Origin of the sequence: Luteimonas colneyensis (assembly GCF_014836665.1) — a bacterium.
Classification (GTDB): domain Bacteria; phylum Pseudomonadota; class Gammaproteobacteria; order Xanthomonadales; family Xanthomonadaceae; genus Luteimonas; species Luteimonas colneyensis.
In genome coordinates, this window is the sequence record NZ_JACSQJ010000004.1 from 152300 (window position 1) to 170298 (window position 17999).

16 protein-coding genes are annotated in these 17999 nt (G+C 72.4%); 5 read left to right on the plus strand and 11 right to left on the minus strand.

Annotated elements, in window-relative coordinates; all coding sequences use genetic code 11:
- Positions 1-46 precede the first annotated feature (46 nt).
- Both H9645_RS09145 and H9645_RS09150 read right to left on the minus strand, forming a co-directional pair.
- Positions 47-2164: a prolyl oligopeptidase family serine peptidase gene (locus tag H9645_RS09145; protein ID WP_191729391.1), complete on the minus strand. Its 2118-nt coding sequence runs from the start codon at positions 2162-2164 to the stop codon at positions 47-49.
- 101 nt (positions 2165-2265) lie between these two features.
- A complete protein-coding gene (locus H9645_RS09150) occupies positions 2266-2508 on the minus strand; it encodes a hypothetical protein (protein ID WP_191729392.1) in 243 nt (80 codons plus the stop codon).
- Between the two features lie 118 nt (positions 2509-2626).
- Between H9645_RS09150 and H9645_RS09155 the strand changes: the two genes are divergently transcribed.
- Positions 2627-3250: a lipocalin family protein gene (locus H9645_RS09155; protein WP_191729393.1), complete on the plus strand. Its 624-nt coding sequence runs from the start codon at positions 2627-2629 to the stop codon at positions 3248-3250.
- Between the two features lie 15 nt (positions 3251-3265).
- On the opposite strand, the gene H9645_RS09160 is transcribed toward H9645_RS09155, so the two are convergent.
- On the minus strand, positions 3266-4234 hold the full coding sequence (locus H9645_RS09160) for a helix-turn-helix transcriptional regulator (RefSeq protein ID WP_191729394.1): 969 nt from the start codon (positions 4232-4234) through the stop codon (positions 3266-3268).
- Positions 4235-4241: 7 nt separating this feature from the next.
- A complete protein-coding gene (locus H9645_RS09165) occupies positions 4242-5612 on the minus strand; it encodes an FAD/NAD(P)-binding protein (RefSeq protein ID WP_191729395.1) in 1371 nt (456 codons plus the stop codon).
- A gap of 98 nt (positions 5613-5710) precedes the next feature.
- Here H9645_RS09165 and H9645_RS09170 point away from each other — a divergent pair, with 98 nt between their 5' ends.
- The 3 genes from H9645_RS09170 to H9645_RS09180 all read left to right on the plus strand — a co-directional run bounded on the left by H9645_RS09170 (position 5711) and on the right by H9645_RS09180 (position 8490).
- On the plus strand, positions 5711-7480 hold the full coding sequence (locus H9645_RS09170; protein ID WP_191729396.1) for an SLC13 family permease: 1770 nt from the start codon (positions 5711-5713) through the stop codon (positions 7478-7480).
- Positions 7477-7704, plus strand: a complete 228-nt coding sequence (locus H9645_RS09175) for a hypothetical protein (protein ID WP_191729397.1) — start codon at positions 7477-7479, stop codon at positions 7702-7704. The genes H9645_RS09170 and H9645_RS09175 overlap by 4 nt, the downstream gene beginning before the upstream one ends.
- A 105-nt stretch (positions 7705-7809) precedes the next feature.
- On the plus strand, positions 7810-8490 hold the full coding sequence (locus tag H9645_RS09180; RefSeq protein WP_191729398.1) for a DUF481 domain-containing protein: 681 nt from the start codon (positions 7810-7812) through the stop codon (positions 8488-8490).
- 89 nt (positions 8491-8579) lie between these two features.
- Here H9645_RS09180 and hemC read toward each other — a convergent pair whose 3' ends face one another.
- From hemC to H9645_RS09215, 7 genes are all read right to left on the minus strand, one after another.
- The gene (gene hemC / locus H9645_RS09185) at positions 8580-9503 is read right to left on the minus strand and encodes a hydroxymethylbilane synthase (RefSeq protein ID WP_191729399.1); all 924 of its coding nucleotides are present in this window, start codon (positions 9501-9503) and stop codon (positions 8580-8582) included.
- 24 nt (positions 9504-9527) lie between these two features.
- Entirely contained in the window at positions 9528-10259 is a 732-nt protein-coding gene (locus H9645_RS09190) for a LytR/AlgR family response regulator transcription factor (RefSeq protein WP_191729400.1), read from the minus strand.
- Positions 10256-11317, minus strand: coding sequence for a sensor histidine kinase (locus H9645_RS09195; protein ID WP_191729401.1), 1062 nt, complete (start codon positions 11315-11317; stop codon positions 10256-10258). The genes H9645_RS09190 and H9645_RS09195 overlap by 4 nt, the downstream gene beginning before the upstream one ends.
- A 3-nt stretch (positions 11318-11320) precedes the next feature.
- A complete protein-coding gene (locus H9645_RS09200) occupies positions 11321-11989 on the minus strand; it encodes an alpha/beta hydrolase (RefSeq protein ID WP_191729402.1) in 669 nt (222 codons plus the stop codon).
- 55 nt (positions 11990-12044) lie between these two features.
- On the minus strand, positions 12045-13010 hold the full coding sequence (locus H9645_RS09205) for an energy transducer TonB (protein ID WP_191729403.1): 966 nt from the start codon (positions 13008-13010) through the stop codon (positions 12045-12047).
- Between the two features lie 70 nt (positions 13011-13080).
- Positions 13081-15012 carry a glucans biosynthesis glucosyltransferase MdoH gene (mdoH, locus tag H9645_RS09210; RefSeq protein ID WP_425490225.1) on the minus strand — a complete coding sequence of 644 codons (1932 nt, stop codon included), beginning with the start codon at positions 15010-15012 and terminating at the stop codon, positions 13081-13083.
- On the minus strand, positions 15000-16526 hold the full coding sequence (locus H9645_RS09215; RefSeq protein ID WP_191729404.1) for an OpgD/OpgG family glucan biosynthesis protein: 1527 nt from the start codon (positions 16524-16526) through the stop codon (positions 15000-15002). Before H9645_RS09215 ends, mdoH begins: the two co-directional genes overlap by 13 nt.
- Before the next feature lie 155 nt (positions 16527-16681).
- Here H9645_RS09215 and H9645_RS09220 point away from each other — a divergent pair, with 155 nt between their 5' ends.
- Positions 16682-17941: a TerC family protein gene (locus H9645_RS09220; protein WP_191729405.1), complete on the plus strand. Its 1260-nt coding sequence runs from the start codon at positions 16682-16684 to the stop codon at positions 17939-17941.
- Positions 17942-17999: the final 58 nt, after the last annotated feature.

Genomic DNA, 17999 nt, shown 5'->3' on the forward strand with positions numbered 1-17999 from the left:
GGGGTTGCAATGCAACGGGGCGCCCTGAGGCGCCCCGTCGGTCCTGTTAGTCGGCGTCGCGGCCGAGATGCTGCCAGAGGAACGTCAGGTAGAGCGCGTCCATGTGCGCCGCCTGGCGGTTGTTGGCCGCACCGCCGTGGCCGCCCTCGATGTTCTCGTAGTAGCGCACGTCCTTGCCGGCCGCCGACATCAGCGCGTGCATCTTGCGGGCGTGGCCGGGGTGGACGCGGTCGTCGCGGGTCGAGGTCAGGATCAGGGTCGGCGGGTAGTCCTTCGCCTCGTCGAACAGATGGTAGGGCGAGAACTTCCGGATGAAGGCCCACTCCTCCGGCTTGTCCGGATTGCCGTATTCGGCCATCCACGAGGCACCGGCCAGCAGCTTGTGGTAGCGCTGCATGTCCAGCAGCGGCACCTGGATCACCACTGCGCCGAACAGCTCCGGGTACTGAGTCAGCATGTTGCCGGTAAGGAGACCGCCGTTGCTGCCGCCGCGGATGCCGAGATGCGCAGGCGAAGTGATCTTCCGCTCGATCAGGTCCTGCGCCACCGCGGCGAAGTCCTCGTAGGCCTTGTGGCGGTTGGCCTTCAGCGCGGCCTGGTGCCAGCGCGGGCCGTACTCGCCGCCGCCGCGGATGTTGGCCACCGCATAGGTGCCACCCTTCTCCAGCCAGCCCTTGCCGACGCCGCCGGAATAGCCCGGCACCATCGGGATCTCGAAGCCGCCATAGCCGTACAGCAGGGTCGGATTCTTCCCGTCGAGCACCATGTCCTTCGGGCGCACCAGGAAGTAGGGCACGCGCGTGCCGTCCTTCGAGGCGACGAAGTGCTGCTCGACCTCGTGGGTCGAGGCGTCGAAGAACGCCGGCTGGGTCTTCAGCACCTCCGGCGCGGCCGCGCCGGGCGCGGCGCTGGCCAGCATCAGCGTGGTCGGCGTCAGGTAGTCGGTGACCGTCATCCACAGCGCATCGGATTCGTCGCTGTCCACCGCGCTGGCGCTGACGGTGCCGAACTCCGGCACGCCCGCGAGCTCGCTGCGCGTCCAGCCGTCCGCGCCGGGCGTCAGCACGCTGATGCGGTTCTTGACGTCGTCGAGCACGTTGAGCACGAGGTGGTTCTTCGTGAACGAACTGCCGGCCAGCGAGGTGGTGTCGGAGGGCTCGAACAGCACCTCGAAATCGCGCTTGCCGGCCATGAAGTCGTCGAACTTCGCCACCAGCAGCGAGCCCGCCTTGTACGCCTTGCCGCCAACCTCCCAGGGCTCGCGCAGCTCGACGCCCAGCCACTCGCGGTGCACGGACTTCTGCGCCGAATTCGGCAGGTCCAGCTTCGTGAGCGAGCCGTCGGCGTTACGCAGGTACAGCTCGTCGTTGTAGAAGGCGAGCGTGCGCATGACGAAGTCGCGCTCGTAGCCGGGCGTGTGGTCGTGCGCCGCGGCGATGTACATGTCGTCGGGCCTGCCCTCGTACACCACCGTGGCCGATGCGATCGGCGTGCCGCGCGTCCACTGCTTGACGATGCGCGGATAGCCGGAGCTGGTCATCGTGCCGTCGCCGAAGTCGGTATAGGCGTAGACGGTGTCACGGTCGATCCAGGACAGCGCGCCCTTGGCCTCGTCGCGGAAGAAGCCGCCGTCGACCCACTGCTTCGTCGACAGGTCGAACTCGCGGGTGACGTCGGCGTCGGCGCCGCCGCGCGAGAGCGCGACCAGGCAGCGCGTGTACTCGGGACGCAGGCAGTTGGCGCCGTGCCAGACCCAGTTCTCGCCCTCGGCCTTGTTGAGGGCATCGAGGTCGAGCACGGTCTCCCACTTCGGCTGCGGCTTGCGGTACTCCTCGAGCGTGGTGCGGCGCCAGATGCCGCGCTCGTGGTTCCGGTCGCGCCAGAAGTTGTAGTACCACTCGCCCTGCTTGTAGACGCCCGGGATCTTGTCGTCGGAGTCGTAGATGGCCAGCAGGTCGGCCTCGAGGGCCTTGAAGCCGGGGGTGTCGGCCAGCTCGGCCTCGGCCTTCGCGTTCTGCTCGCGGACCCAGGCAAGCTGCTTCTCGCCCTCCACGTCCTCGAGCCACTGGTGGGGATCGGTCACGGCGGCGTTCTCCTGCGCGTTCACGCCGAAGGCGGCGACGGCAAGCGCTGCGAACAGGCAGGCATGGGGCAGCTTGTGCATTGCGGCATGGCTCCGGCGGTTCGGAATGGGCCGGCAACGCTAGCACAGGCCACAGGCTCCGCCCTGGTCCGAAGGTCGTGACCCCGCGCAGGACGCCGTGCTCAGTCCAGCCTGCGATGCCGGACCGCGGCCAGCGCCAGCCCGGCCGTGGCCGGCAGGCCCGCCAGCCACAGCGGCAGCCAGCCGAAGGTGGCGCTGGCCGTGCGCGCCTCCGGCAGCGAGAGCATGGCGACCACGGCCAGGAATGCCAGCGCCAGCACCACGCGGCCGGCCCAGTCCGGCGATGCATGGACGCCTGCGCGGCGCGGCGGGAACGGGGACACGGAATGGCTGCGTGCTGTCATGATGGCGCTCCAGGATGTCGACCTCAGACTGCCAACGCCGCATCTCACGGACTGCGACCCCGTTGACGCCTCCTTCGCCGTGCCGCTGGCAGGCTGCGGCCGCGCTCCGAACCCGCCCATGACCCGGACCTTGCCCGTCATCGCCCGCCTTTCCGCCCTGCGCCTGTCCTGGATGGTGGCCGCCTGCCTGGTGCTGGCGGGCTGCGCCGCGTTCGGCCGCGGCCGCGACGACGCGGACGTCCACCGCGACGACGGGATGCCGTCGCTGGAGACGCTGGCCGGTGACTGGTACGTCGCCGCGCGCGTGCCCTGGTTCGGCGAACGCGGGCGCGTCGCCACCCGCATCACCTTCGATGTCGACGGCGACTCGAGGATCGACATCCGGCGCTCCTGGCGCGAGGGCTTCGCCGAGCCACTGGAATCGGACACCACGACCGCACGCCGCGCCGGCCAGGGCACTCGCGTCTGGAAGGTCCGCGCCTGGCGCGTCCTGCCCACGCGCCTGCGGGTCCTGGAAGCGGCCGTGGACGGCAGCTGGATGCTGCTGGATGCCGACGAGCGCGACCACGCCTGGATCCTGACCCGCGCGCAGGTGGTCGGCGACGAGGCCTATCTCGAGCTCGAGCGCCGCATCCGTGGCCACGGCGTCAACACCGACCGGCTGCGCCGCGTGCCCCAGGTCCCCGAGCAGGAAGGCCGGCTCGGCTTCGAGCCGGCCGCGGCGCCCACGCCCGGCCGCTGAGCCGCGGGCGCGCCCTCAGTCTTCGTACTTCGACAGCGCCAGCGCCAGCAGCGTGCGCGCCTGTTCGCGCAGCGACTGCGGCGCGGTGATCTCGGCGTCGCTGCCGTAGTGCAGCACGTCCATCAGCAGTTCGCGCGGCGCGCTGTAGGGCACCTTCAGCTCGTAGCGGCCATCGGCCAGGTAGCGACCCTGCTGCTGCGAATGCCAGTGCTCGTCGGCCACCCAGCGCGCGGCCTTGGCGCTGAAGACGATGGTGGCCACGCCCTTGGGCGTGCCGGAGAAGATGCCGTAGCCACCGCCGAGATGGCGGTCGAGCTCGGATTCGTCGACGTCGATGGCGGCCTCGTCGAGCCCGCGCGCCTGCGCGATGCGGTCCACCGAGAAGCTGCGCAGGCCCTCGCGCTCGTGGTCCCAGGCGTCCAGGTACCAGTTGTCGCGGTAGTGGGTGATGCGCTGCGGGGACACCGTGCGCCGGGTCTTCTCGTCGGTGGAGCGCGCGCGGTAGTCGAAGGCCAGGCGCTTGCGGCCGAGCACCGCGGAACACACGCTGCGGAACACGTGCTCGTCCAGGCGCCGGGTGCGGTGCGGGATCACCCGCACGCGTTCGACCGGCCAGGCCTTGCCGCTGGCGTGTTCGCTGAGCAGCTTCTCGATTCGCGACTGCAGCGGCGCCAGCGCCGACGACAGCACGCCACCGCCGCTGCGCGACAGCAGCTGCTGCGCGGCCAGCAGCGCGTGCAGTTCCTCGGAGCTCAGCCACAGGCCGGGCAGTTCGAAGCGGCCGCTGTCCTCGGCGTCGTAGCGGATGCCCGACTCGCCGTCGCCGACGATCGGCGCCATCAGGCCGTCGCGCAGGAAGGCGACGTCGCGGTAGACGGTGGCGCGCGAACAGCCGAGTTCGTCCTGCAGCCGGGCCACGGTGACCGGATAGCGCGAGGAGCTGAGGATGCGGTGCAGCGAGAGGATGCGCTCGTATCGGTCCATGGCCGGATTATGGCCCCAGATGGGCGCGCACGGCGCCGGCCACGCGCCGCGCCTGGCCGCGCAGTTCCGGCATCGCGATGGTCTCCCAGAGGTCGCCGATGCGCAGCGTGCCGAGCGTCCACAGGCCGGGCACGGGGACGCCGCCGGCATCCAGCGGCACGCCCTCGCCGACCGTGGCCGCACCCATGCGGTGCGGACCGGGCCGCAGCAGCCCGCGCGCGCACAGCCGGGCGGGCAGGCCGCTGCCGCCGTCGATCCGCTTGTCCATGCCCAGGGCGTTGACCACGACGTCGGCCTCGAAGCGCCGCACGGCGTCGCCGCCGCGCGGCCGCCAGGCGATCGCGTTCCGCGCGCCGGGCTCGATCGACACCAGGTGGCCCGCCAGCCGCTCGAGCTGCCCGGCCGCCATGGCGGCGTCCAGCTGGGCCGCGACCTCCGGCGCGATGCGGTGGCGATGCACGTCCCAGTGCCGCACCAGATGGCGCAGGAACCGCGCCTGCGCGCGCGCGTCGAGGCTGGTCCACAGCGCCTGCCCGTGCGGCCGCAGCGCATCCAGCGCCCCCTGCCAGGGCCGGCCCGCCGCGACTTCGCTGGCGGCCAGCGCGCGCACCGCGCGGGTCCGCGCACCGAGGTCCATCGCCCGCAGCCGGTCGATGTCGATTGCCGCCGCAGGGGCCGGCGCCGCGTGCGGAAGCGGTACCAGGCCGCGCCGCGACAGCGAGACGATGCGCCCGCGATGGCCGTTGGCGCGCAGGGTCAGGACCACGTCGACCATGCTCAGGCCGGCGCCGAGGATGCAGACGTCGGCCTCGGGCGCGATCGCGGCGACCGCCGGATAGTCCCAGGCGTCGACCGGCGCGACCGCTGCGGCGGCCGCGGGATCAAGCGGCAGCCGCGCCGCGCGGTTGCCCACCGCCAGCACCACCGCCCTCGCCTGCAGGCGCGCGCCCAACGCCAGTTCGACTTCGAAGCCGTCCGCGACCGGCGCCACGTCCACCGCTGTATCGGCAATCCGCTGCAACGGCGGCGGCGCGGCGTCCAGGATCGCGGCGAGGTAGCGGGCATAGACCCTGCGCGGCATGAAGCGCTGGCCGAGCACTGCAGGATCCTCGCCGGCATGCTCCGGCAGGGTCCGCAGGAAGCGGACGAAGTCGCCGGGGCTGTCGTCGAACGCGCTCATGCCGGCGGCGCGCACGTTGAGCAGGTGCTCCGCGCGGCGCGTGGCGTAGGCCACGCCCTCCCCGACCACCGGCGCCGCCTCGACCAGGGCCACCGACGGGGGCGCAGCGCCGTCCACGAGATGGGCGGCGACGAGCGCGCCGCTCGCGCCACCGCCGATGACGACGACGTCGAACCGGGAAGGAACTGGACTGGACACGTGATCCCCAGGCAGGGCCGGAAAGCGGCCAGTATCCCATCGGCGCGCGCGGCGCATCCACATCCGCCGCGGCGGCTGCGCTACGCTGCGCATCGCCCATGACCCCAGACATGCTGCTTACTTTCCTCGTGCTCGCCGGCGCCGTGGCGCTGTTCGTCAGCGAGAAGATGCCGCCCGAAGTGGTGGCGATGCTGACGCTGGCCGCGCTGCTCACCCTGCGTCTGGTCAGCACCGAAGAAGCGCTGTCGGGCTTCAGCAGCCCGGCCACGGTGACCGTGGCCGCGATGTTCGTGCTCAGCGCGGGCCTCCAGCACAGCGGTTCACTCAACCGGCTGGGCGAAGCCATCGCGCGCATCCGCTGGGGCTGGCTGCTGGCGCTGGTGATGATGCTGCTGACCGCGGCGGTCTCGGCCTTCATCAACAACACCGCCGCAGTGGCGGTGTTCCTGCCGCTGATCATCGCCGCGGCGGTGGCCAACAACCTGCCGCCGTCGAAGTTCCTGATCCCGCTGTCGTACGCGGCGCAGTTCGGCGGCGTCTGCACCCTGATCGGCACCTCCACCAACCTGCTGGTCGATTCGATGGCGCGGCAGGCCGGGCACGAAGGCTTCACCATCTTCGAGTTCAGCCGGCTGGGCCTCGTCTTCGTGGTCGCCGGCACGCTGTACCTGATGTTCGCGCGGCGCTTCCTGCTGCCCGACCTCGGCGTGCCGCAGCGGGCCGACAGCGGCCACGCCGGGCGCTACGTGGTCGAACTCCTGGTGCCCGACAGGTCGGGCGCCATCGGCAAGCGCGGCGCCGAGCTGCTGCCGCATGACATCGGCGACGTGGTCCTGCTGGAGATCATCCGCGCGCGCAGCGTGCTGCCCTCCCCGCGCGGCACCGACATCGAGGCTGGCGACCGCCTGCTGGTGCGTGGCAGCTGGCCCGACATCGAGGCGGCGCGCCGCAAGCTCAGGCTCGCCCACGACAACGTCGCCACCGACCTGGAGGACGACGTCGAGGACGGCCGCGTGTACGCCGAAGCCATGGTCGCGCCGGGCTCGCACCTGGTCGGGCTGTCGCTGGCCGATGTCCGCTTCGCCCACGTCTACCGCGCCCGCGTGCAGGGCCTGCACCGCCACCGCCTGTCGATCCGGCAGCCGCTCGACCAGGTGCCGCTCGCCGTGGGCGACGTGCTGCTGCTGGACGCGCCGGAAAGTGCGCTCGACCTGATGCGCGCCGACCCCGGGCTGGTGGTCATGGGCGAACGCGAACAGACGCGCACCTCGATCCGCCGCTCGCTGCTGGCACTGGGAATCCTGACGGCGGTGGTGGCCGTGGCCGGCGCCGGCCTGATGAGCATCGTGGCCGCGGCGATCATCGGCTGCTGCATGCTGCTGCTGCTGCGCGTGCTCAAGCCCGAGGAGGCCTACGCCGCGATCGACTGGCGCGTGGTGCTGCTGCTGGCCGGCGTGCTGCCGCTCGGCATCGCGCTGCAGAACAGCGGCGCCGCGGCGCTGATCGCGGACGTCTCGATCGGCCTGGTCGGCGGCCTGGGGCCGGTGGCGACGTTGGCGGTGATCTACGTCATGACGTCGCTCCTGACCGAGATCATGAGCAACAACGCCTCGGCCGCGCTGGTGGTCCCGATCGCGATTGCCACCGCGGAGTCGCTGGGCCTGGACAGCAAGCCCTTCCTGGTGGCGGTGGCCTTCTCGGCATCGACCAGCTTCGCCACGCCGATCAGCTACCAGACCAACACCATGGTCTATGCCGCGGGCGGCTACCGCTTCCGCGACTTCGTGAAGGTGGGGCTGCCGCTCAACCTCATCTTCATCGTGCTGGCCATCGTGCTGATCCCGCGCCATTTCCCCTTCCACGCATGAAGGCGCTGCACCGGCTCGTCGGCGTATTGATGGTCGTGGGCGGCTGCGCCGGCGCGATCGCCTGCGCGTGGGCGCTGGTCGATCCGTCGATCATGGCGGCGCCGACTCCGCTGGGCGCCTTCGAACCGCCTTCGCCGCGCTGGCGGGCCGCGCTGGGACTGGTGGTGTCGATCGGCCTGGTGCTGTTCGGCAGCGGCCGGCTCCGCCACCGGGAACTGCCGTGAGCGGGCGCGCGGCCGGTTCCTGAACCGGACCACCGCGCCGCCTTGGAACGGTCGCGCCGGGCGCGGATAATGCCGGTGTAACCGTTTACACCGGAGCCCGACGCCATGCTTGTGGCCCTCTGGCTGGCCCTTGCCGCACCGCCCGTGTTCATCGCGCCCTTGCCGGACTCCCCCGGCGAGCCGGCGGCGGTCGCGCTGGCGGCGGGCCGGGTCGACCTGCGCCGCCCCTGCTACCGGCTCGCCTGCGAAGACGCCGCCTGGCAGGCGCCGAACCGGTTCACCCGCATCGAGCGGGCCAAGGCGCCGGGCAGCGTCGATCCGCTGGCGAGGATCCGCATGCCGGTGCTCGCGACGCGCCGCTATCCGCTGTATTCGCCGGCCTCGCGCCGCGACTGGCGCGTCACCCATGGCAGCCACTCGCGCTTCACCGCGGGCTTTGGCTATGAGGCGGTACGCACGCCCGATACCAGCGTGCGCTTCGAGTTCGGCACCGGCTACCGCCTGCAGCCCTACGCCGACTACGGCACGGCGATGGAAGGCCCGATCGCCCGCGGTCGGCTGGAGCTGCGCCAGAATATCGCCGACCGCGCGTTGCTGACCCAGAACCTCCTGGTCGAGACCGGGAAGTTCAACACCACGACCCGCCAGGTGATCGGCCTGGACCTCGAGCTGCTGCCGCAGTGGACGCTGCAGTCGAACTTCGAGCTGCGCCACGACAGCGCCGGCAACGGCGGCAGCGGTGCGACGGACACCGAAAGTTCGCTCAACCTGCGCTACCGCTTCTAGCCTGCTGCAGGAGCGACTGTAAGAACGGCTGTAGGAGCGGCTATAGCCGCGACACGTTCCCGCGAGTGCGGTCGCGGCTGTAGCCGCTCCTACAGGGTGCCGGGATCGGGGAGGAATTCGCCCGCACCGGCGGCCAGCAGCTTTGCCGCAACCTCGCGGCCGAGGACGTCCGGCGCCGACGCCGGGCCAACGGCCTCGGCCCGCACCGCGCGGCCATCGCTCGCCGACCCCACCAGCCCCTGCAGGTACAGCACATCGCCGTCCAGCCGCGCGAACGCCGCCACCGGCACGTGGCAGCTGCCGTGCAGCGCGAGGTTCAGCGCGCGCTCCGCGCCCGCGCTGGTGCGCGTGGGTGCGTGGTCGAGCGCGCGGCACAGGTCCATCACCGCGGCATCGTCGCCGCGGCATTCGATCGCGATCACGCCCTGCGCCGGCGCCGGCAGCCAGGCTGGCGCGTCCAGCCGCGCACGGATGCGGGCGTCGAGCCCGAGCCGCTGCAGGCCCGCGCAGGCAAGGATGATCGCGTCGTACTCGCCGGCATCGAGCTTCGCCAGGCGCGTGTTGACGTTGCCGCGCAGGTCGCGGATCTCCAGGTCCGGCCGCAGCGCGCGCAGCTGCGCCTGGCGCCGCAGCGACGAGGTGCCGACGCAGGCGCCCGGCGGCAGCGCCTCGAAGCTGGCGAACTGGTTGCTGATGAAGGCGTCGGCGTGGTCGGCGCGTTCGAGGAACGCCGGCAGCGCGAACGGCGCATCCACCTCCATCGGCACGTCCTTGAGCGAATGCACCGCGCAGTCGGCCTCGCCGCGCAGCATCGCCAGCTCCAGCTCCTTCAGGAACAGGCCCTTGCCGCCGATCGCCGACAGCGAGCGGTCCAGCACCTCGTCGCCGCGCGTGGACATGGGCACCAGTTCGACCGCCAGGCCTGGATGCGCCGCGCGCAGCAGGTCGGCGACGTGTTCGCTCTGCCAGAGGGCGAGCGGGCTCTTGCGGGTGGCGATGCGGAGGATGCTCATGGGGGGATTATCCCCGACCCGCGCTCAAAACTGCCGCAGCACCTCGCGCAGCGGCGCCACGCAGCGCCGGCTGACCTCGAGCGGCTCCCGCCCGTGGCGCAGGATCGCGTGCACGTGGCCCTCGGGATCGCGGCGCAGCTCCACCAGCTCGTGCCGGGCCACCAGGCAGTTGCGGTGGATGCGCAGGAAGCGGTCGCCGAACTCCTCCTCCAGCGACTTCAGCGACTCCTCGATCAGGTCCTCGCCGCGGGCGTGGTGCACCACCACGTACTTCTCCTCGGCCTGGAGGTAGTGGATGTCCTCGATCGGAATCAGGCGCAGGCTGCCGCGCAGGCGCGCGCACAGGTGGGTGCGGCGCTTGCCGTCGCCTCCCTCCGCGCGGCCGCGTTCGAGGCCGGCGGTGAAGGTGCGCACGCGGTCGAGCGCGGCCTGCAGGCGCTCGGGGCGCACCGGCTTGACCAGGTAGTCGACGGCCGCGGCTTCGAACGCGGACAGCGCGTGGGCGTCGTAGGCGGTGCAGAACACCACCGCCGGGCGCGGCTCGAAGGCCGCCAGGTGGCGCGCGGCCTCGAGGCCGTCGATGCCGGGCATGGCGATGTCGAGCAGCACCAGGTCGGGCTCGTGCTCGGCGCAGGCCTGCAGCGCGCCGCGGCCGTCGCCGGCCTCGGCCACCACGTCGATGTCGGGATGCACGGCCAGCAGGCTGCGCAGGCGCTCGCGTGCCAGCGGCTCGTCGTCGGCGATGACCACCTTCATCCGGTCCTCCTCCCGCTCCCCAGCGGCAGCTCGAGCTCGCACAGATAGTAGCCCGCGTCCCAGCCGCAGGCCATGCGCGCGCGCGGGCCGAAGGCGTAGCCGAGGCGATGGGCGATGCTGCGCTGGGCATGGCCCGCGCCGTGCACGCCGGGGGCATCGGGTGCCCCGGGCGGAAGCGATGGATTGCGCACGCGGAGCCGCAGGATTTCGGCATCGGCCTCGAGGACGATCTCGACGGTGCCGCCCTCCGGCAGCCGCGAAATGCCGTGCAGCACCGCGTTCTCCAGCAGCGGCTGCAGCACCAGCCGCGGCATCGGCAGGTCCCAGGGCAGCGGCTCGTGGCGGCGCCACTGCACGCGCAGGCGCTCGCCCAGGCGCAGCTGCTCGATGCCCAGGTAGTGCTCGGACAGCCGCACTTCCTCGGCGAGCGAGGAGTCGTCCTCGCCCGCGCCGAGCGCGGCGCGGAACAGGTCCGACAGGTCCAACACCGCGCGCTCGGCCACGTCCGGATCCCGGCGCAGCAGGCTGGCGATCATGTTCATGCTGTTGAACAGGAAGTGCGGGCGGATCCGCGCCTGCAGCGCATCGGCCTCGGCGCGCGCGTGCGCGGCCAGCTGCGCCTGCCAGCGGTCGATGACGTAGAAGTAGCGCAGGGCCAGCGCGGTGATCAGCGTGACCACGCCGGCCGACCCGGTCACGAAGCGCATGGCCGACGGCCACTCGCCGGCATCGCCCACGCTCGCGAACAGCGAGTGCACGATGGCCGCCACCACCACCGCCACCATCGCGGCCAGCGCCACCGCGAGCAGCGCGCCGGTGCGCTGCGGCAGCCGCGACAGGGCGCGGCGCGACACGCACAGCAGCACCGACACCGAGAGCGCCATCCACAGCGCGAAGCCGCTGGTCGACAGCACGCGCGGCAGGTCCCAGTGCGTGCCGGCATCCGGCACCAGCACCACGACGACGACCACCAGCTGGGCGATGCCGAGCATCGCCGCCAGCCGCGGCAGCCGGCAGAGATCCGGCAGCCAGGGCTCGTCGGCGCGCCGTTCGCCCATCGCTCAACCCGCGTCGAAGCGCTTCGCCAGCCAGTCGCCGAGGTCGCGGATCTCCTCGGCGCAGACCGAGTGCGGCATCGGGTAGGCATGCCACTCGACCTCGAAGCCGAGCTCGCGCAGCAGCGCGGCGCTCTGCTGGCCGGCCTGGAACGGGACCACGGGGTCCTGGCTGCCGTGGGCCATGAACATCGGCTGCCGCTCGGCACCCGCCGCCAGCGCCGCGCGCGCCTTCGGCGCCGAGGGGACGTAGGTCGACAGCGCGACGAGGCCGCCCAGCGGATCGGCGCTGCGCAGGCCGGCCGCCAGCGTGACCGCGCCGCCCTGCGAGAAGCCGGCGAGGATGATCCGCGAGCGCGGCACGCCGCGCTCCACTTCGCGCGCGACCAGGGCTTCGACCTGCTCCACCGACTGGCTGACGCCGGACTCGTCGGCGCGGTTGGCCAGGTCGATGTCGACGATGTCGTACCAGGCGCGCATCGGCACGCCGTTGTTGATCGTCACCGGCCGCACCGGCGCATGCGGAAACACGAAGCGCAACGCCGGCCAGCCGCGGCGCAGCAGTTCGGGGACGATCGGCACGAAGTCGTGGCCGTCGGCGCCCAGGCCATGCAGCCAGACGATGCTCCAGGACGGATCGGGACCCGTCTCGCGCTCGATGCATTCCAGCAGCATGGCAACCTCGTGGACCGGGCGCGCCATTATGCATGGCACGCCCCTGGCATTCGGGCTACCCGCCGAGGCTGAAGCGCACCGTGACCACCGACGGCATGGAGCGGCCGGGCGGCTCGAACCGATAGCCGCCCACCGCCGCCAGCGCGGAGCGGTCGAACACACCGGGCGGGTCGGCGCCGATCACACGCGTATCACCGACGGCGCCGTCGGCGAGGATGGTGAAGGCGACCTGCACCGAACCTTCCATCTTCCGGCTGAGCGCCAGCGAGGGATAGCGCGGCGGCGGCTGGTGCAACAGGCGCGGCACGGGCGAAGCCGGGGTCTGCGGCGACTGCGCGTCCGCCGCGGACGCCTGCGCGGCGACGGGAGTCGACGGCGGAGGCGACGGCTGCGAGGGCGGCGGCGATGACGGCTGTGCGGCGGACGATGCGGCCTGCGCCGCCGCCACGCGCGCGGTCGCCGTGCGTGCCATCTCTTCCGCCCGCGCTTCGGCCTCGTCGCGCTGGCGCTGCGCTTCCTCCGCGGCCAGGCGCGTGGCCTCGGCGCGACCGGATTCGGCTTCGGCGCTGGCGATCGCCGCGGCCAGGCGCGGCAGCGCGGGCGCGGCCGGGTCGCTCGCGGCCACCAGCGCGTGCAGCCGGTGCGCCTCGGCGAAATCATGCCGCGCGATCGCCTGCTCGCAGCCGATCAGCAGGTAGGGCTGGAGCCCGACGATGGCCGCGTTGACCGCGGCGTTCGCCGGGTCGAGGCGCCGCGCCTGCAGCCAGTGCTCGATCGCGCTGTCGCCCTCCGGCGCATACAGCCGGCCCTCGCGCAGCGCACGCGCGGCCGCCTGGTCGAGCTGCGCGACGGACTCGCGCGAATCCGGCCCCTGCGCATGGCCCTGAGCCGCGTCCGTGCCGGCGCCGTCGACAGCGGCCGCATCGTCGCGCACCGCTCCCGACGCCGGCGGCGCGTCCGGCTGGCACGCGCTTGCAAGCAGGACCGTGGCAAGCGCCGCGGCCATGGTGTATCGCCTCATTGTCCAGCCCCCTGTGGCTTCGGGGGCGGATTCTGGACGTGGCCGATGACGCTATGGCTTCGGTTCCGCGTCAGCTTTCGGCATCGGCCAGCGCCGCGGCCGCCGGTCCGGCGCGCAGCTCGCCGGCACGCACCAGCACCGGCGGCGGCGCCGACTCTTCGGGCGTCAGGAAGATGCGGCGGCGCCGCAGCCACTCGCCCGCCGCGCGCGATGCGCCCAGCGCCACGATCGGGATCGCCAGCAGCAGGCCCAGCACCACCGGCGACATCCACGCCAGCAGCGCCGGCGACACCATCCACGCCGCCGCGCCGGCCATCGCGCCGGCCAGGGTGAGCCCGCCGTAGAGCCGCAGCAGTTCGCGCAGCGGCAGGCTGCCGTCGTCGCGGCGCTGCGACTCCCATCCGGAATCCTTGCCGGCCAGCACCTCGGCCACGCCGCGTGATTGCACCCACATGGTCACCGGCGCCATCAGCGCGGCCAGCAGGGTTTCCAGCAGCATGCCGAGGAAAGCTCGGCCCGCGCCTCCGCAGCCACGGCGCATGTCCGGGTCCACGACCGTGGCCAGCCAGCCCATCAGCTTGGGCAAGAGCAGCATGGACATCGTCACCACGAACACGGCGATGAAGCGGTCGCCGTCCTGCTCGCGCCAGTACGCGGTCGGCGTGAAACCCTCCAGCGAGAACTGGCCCCAGCCAAAGCCCGCGTGCAGCAGCGGGATCGACACGCCGACGATCATCAGCATCGCCCACATCGGCGCGGTGAAGTAGTGGCCGATGCCGATCATGAGGTGCCAGCGGCTCACCCAGTGCAGGCCGCGCCCGGGCAGCACCGCGCCGTGCTGCAGGTTGCCCTGGCACCAGCGGCGGTCGCGCACCAGCATGTCGGTGAGCGAGGGCGGGCCCTCCTCGTAGCTGCCGCCCAGCCCGGGGATCATGTGCAGCGCCCAGCCGCCGCGGCGCATCAGCGCGGCCTCGACGAAGTCATGGCTGAGCACCGTGCCCGCGAAGGGCTTCACCCCGCGCAGTTCCGGCAGCCCGGCGCATTCGGCGAAGGCGCGCGTGCGGATCATGGCGTTGTGGCCCCAGTAGTTGCTCTCCGCGCCGTGCCACCAGGCCACGCCGTAGGCGATCACCGGCCCGTACACGCGGCCGGCGAACTGCTGCATGCGCGCGAACAGGGTGTTGCCGTTGACGATCACCGGCAGGGTCTGGATCAGCGCGACGTCGTCGTGGCGCTCCATCGCCGCGGCCAGGCGCACCAGGGTCTCGCCGGACATCACGCTGTCGGCATCGAGGATCAGGAACTGCGGCCAGGCGCCGCCCCAGCGCCGCACCCAGTCGGCGATGTTGCCGGCCTTGCGCTCGACGTTGTCCTCGCGCAGGCGGTAGTGCACGCGCGCGCCCGGACCCAGGCGCCCAAGCAGCGCCGCGACCTCCTCGCGTTCGACGGCCTGCAGCTCCGGACGCCGCGTGTCGCTGAGCACGAAGAAGTCGAAGCGCCCGAGCTGGCCGGTCGCCGCCAGCGCCTCGTGCATCGCCTGCACACCGGCCAGCACGCGCACGGGATCCTCGTTGTAGACCGGCACCAGCAGCGCGGTCGGCGTGGACACCGCGGGCAGCGGGCCTTCGGCGTGCATGCCCATGCGCAGCGGCCGCCGCTGCAGCAGCAGCACGAAGCCGGCGATCGCGCCGACGAAGGCCTGCACGATCCACGCGAACAGCGCCACGAACAGCAGCAGCAGCACGCCCTCGAGCACGTCGATGCCGTCGCCGCGCAGCAGCCACCACATCTGGTAGGTCGCGACCAGGGTCAGCAGCACGACGCCGCCGATGACGCCGAAGCGGCGCCAGGCCATGTTCGGCGGCGTGGTCGGGCGCGGCGGGTTGGCGATCCGGCCGCGGTCGAGCGCCTGCACCGGCATCGCCAGCGGCGACTCCGGCGGCAAGAGCGGCAGCGCCGGCCGGAGGTGGCCGTCGGCAGGCACCGCGGTCACGGCGTCCACCGCGACAGCCAGGTCTCGGACAGGCGCCCCGCGTCGCCCTCCAGCCACAGCCGCATCTCCACCGCGGCGGCGTCGCCCGGCAGCAGCTCGAAGCCGACGCGCCAGTGGTCGGTGCCCGGAATGCGGTAGGCGGTGGCGTTGCGGAGTTCGCCCGCGTTCGCCGCCGCCTGCACGCGCACCGCGGCGTCGCCGCCTGGCAGCGCGCCGCCGCTGAAGTCGACCAGGTACTGCCGGCCCTGCGCGCCGTCCAGCGCGCCGCTGCGCGTGGACGCGACGCGCGCCAGCGCGGGATTCCAGTCGTGGCCGGCCGACCAGTGCAGCCGGTAGCGCCAGCGGTGTTCGCGGCCCGGCGCCAGCGGCGCGCGCGGCCGCCAGAAGGCGACGATGTTGTCGGCGTACTCGTTCGCGGTCGGGATCTCCACCAGGTGCACTTCGCCCTCGCCCCAGGCGTCGAGCGGCTCGACCCAGCAGCCCGGGCGCTTCTCGTAGCCGGCCTCGGGATCCTGGTAGTCCTCGAAGCGGCGCTTGCGCTGCATCAGGCCGAAGCCCTTCGGATCACGGTCCTGGAAGCCGCTGTGCTCGACGTGGCGCGGATTGCGCAGCGGCCGCCAGGCCTGCTCGCCACTGCCGGCCAGCAGCGCCAGTCCGTCGGAGTCGTGCACCGCCGGGCGCGGATCGTCGATGCCCGCGCGGTCGCCGGCGTCGAACTCGAACATGCTGGTCAGCGGCGCGATGCCGGCGTGGGCCAGCTCCACCCGCGGATACAGGCGCGCGTCGACGTCGAACACCGTGTCGACGCCGGGCGTGACCGCGAAGCGGAACGCCCCGGCCACGCTGGGCGAATCCAGCAGCGCATGCACCACCGCCTGGCGGGCGCCGGGCGCCGGCGTCTCCAGCCAGAACGCCCGGAACACCGGGAATTCCTCCGGCCCCGGATCGCCGCTGCCCAGGGCCAGGCCGCGCGCCGACAGGCCGTAGCCCAGGCCGCGGGCGACCGCGCGGAAATAGCTCGCGCCCAGGAACGCCGCGATCTCGTCCAGCGTGCCTGCCTGGTGCACCTCGCCGTGCAGCCGGAAGCCGGCGAAGCCGATGTCGCGCCCCGCCGGCGGCGCGGGCACGCCGTGGTCGAAGCGGAACAGCTCGCGCGCATAGTGGAAAGGCCGGCTGCGGCCGGCCTCGACCACGTGCATGTCCACGCGGTCGAGGAACATGTAGCCGCGATGGAAGAACTGCGCCTCGAAGCCGCGCCCCTCGCCGGCCCAGAGCGCACGCTCGGCGCGGTAGCGGTAGTCGCGGTAGCGGTCGTAGCCGAGGCCGGTGAGCGCCGCCGGGAGCTCGCGCGAAGGTGGAGCCCACGGCGCCGCCGCCAGGGCCCTGGCCAGCGCAGGGACGGTGTCCGCATCGAACGCGGTCGCAGCGCCGGCGGCCGTGGACGGAGTCGCCGCGCGAACAGCGGGCAGCGCCGCCGCGACCGGCAGCGACAGGCCTGCCAGCAGGAGTTCTCTTCGTTGCAAGGGGGAACCCGGGGAGCGGGGAAAGCGGCGGAATATAGCGCGCAGGCCCGCGCAGTCTTCACGCAAGGCTAACGATCCCGGCGCTGCCGTGGGGGCACGACGCGGGCGCGACGGCCCGCATGCGATCCTGCCCTGCCGTTCCCGCCGGGACCTTGATGCCGACCACCACGCCCCTCGTCTGGGAAGCCACGATCGCGCTGATCGTCGGCCTGCTCGCCTTCGACTACTTCTTCCACGTCCGCAAGGCGCACGCCCCCGGCCTGCGCGAGGCCGCGGTCTGGTCGGCGCTGTACGTCGGCATCGCGCTGCTGTTCGGCGTGGCGGTCTGGACCTGGGGCGGCGCCGACATGGGCGCGGAGTACTTCTCGGGCTACATCACCGAAAAGGCGCTGTCGATCGACAACGTCTTCGTGTTCCTGGTGATCATGTCGAGCTTCAGGGTGCCTCGCGAGGACCAGCAAAAGGTGCTGCTGTTCGGCATCACCTTCGCGCTCATCGCGCGCACGGTGTTCATCCTGCTGGGCGCGGCGCTGATCGAGCGCTTTTCCTGGGTGTTCTACCTGTTCGGCCTGGCGCTGCTGGTGACCGCGGGCAACCTGCTGGCGCCGGACGGCCACGACGGCGACAGGCCCAACGTCGTGGTGCGCCTGGTGCGCCGCGTGTTCCATGCCAGCCCGCACTACGACGGCGACAGGCTGTTCACCACCTGGCAGGGCAAGCGCGCGCTCACGCCGATGCTGCTGGTGATGCTGGCGATCGGCGGCACCGACATCCTGTTCGCCTTCGATTCGATCCCGGCGATCTTCGGCCTGACCCAGAACGTGTTCATCGTGTTCACCGCCACGGCGTTCTCGCTGCTGGGCCTGCGCCAGCTGTACTTCCTGGTCGGCGGCCTGCTGGAGCGCCTGGTCTACCTGTCGATCGGCCTGGCGGCGGTGCTCGGGTTCATCGGCATCAAGCTGGTGCTGCACGCACTGCACGAGAACAACCTGCCCTTCATCAACGACGGCGAGCCGGTGCCGGTGATCGAGATCAGCACCTGGACCTCGCTGGTGGTGATCGTGGCTATCCTGCTGGTGACGGTGGTGGCCTCGCTGACGAGCCCGAAGGGCAAGGCGAAAGTGGCGGTGTCGGCGCTGCGCGCGAAGGTGGCCGACTACCTGTCGCTGCCGGCGGACGCCGCGCCGGCGGTGCGGCGGGCGGTGTTCGCCGACCTGCGCGGCGCGCAGGCGCGGGTGGACGCGCTGGAGCCGCGCTTCAAGGCGATGGTGAAGCGGCCGGACGTGCTGCAGCACGACCTGCGATGCGCGCACGAGGCGCACGCCGAAGCCACCGCCACGCCACCGCAGCCCAGCGACCTCGGCCTGCCGCCGCCCGCGGACGACGGCGACGACCGCCACGCTCCCACAGCCTGACGCCGCTGCAATCGCCGGCGCCAGCACCGTAGGAGCAGCTATGGCTGCGACCACGACG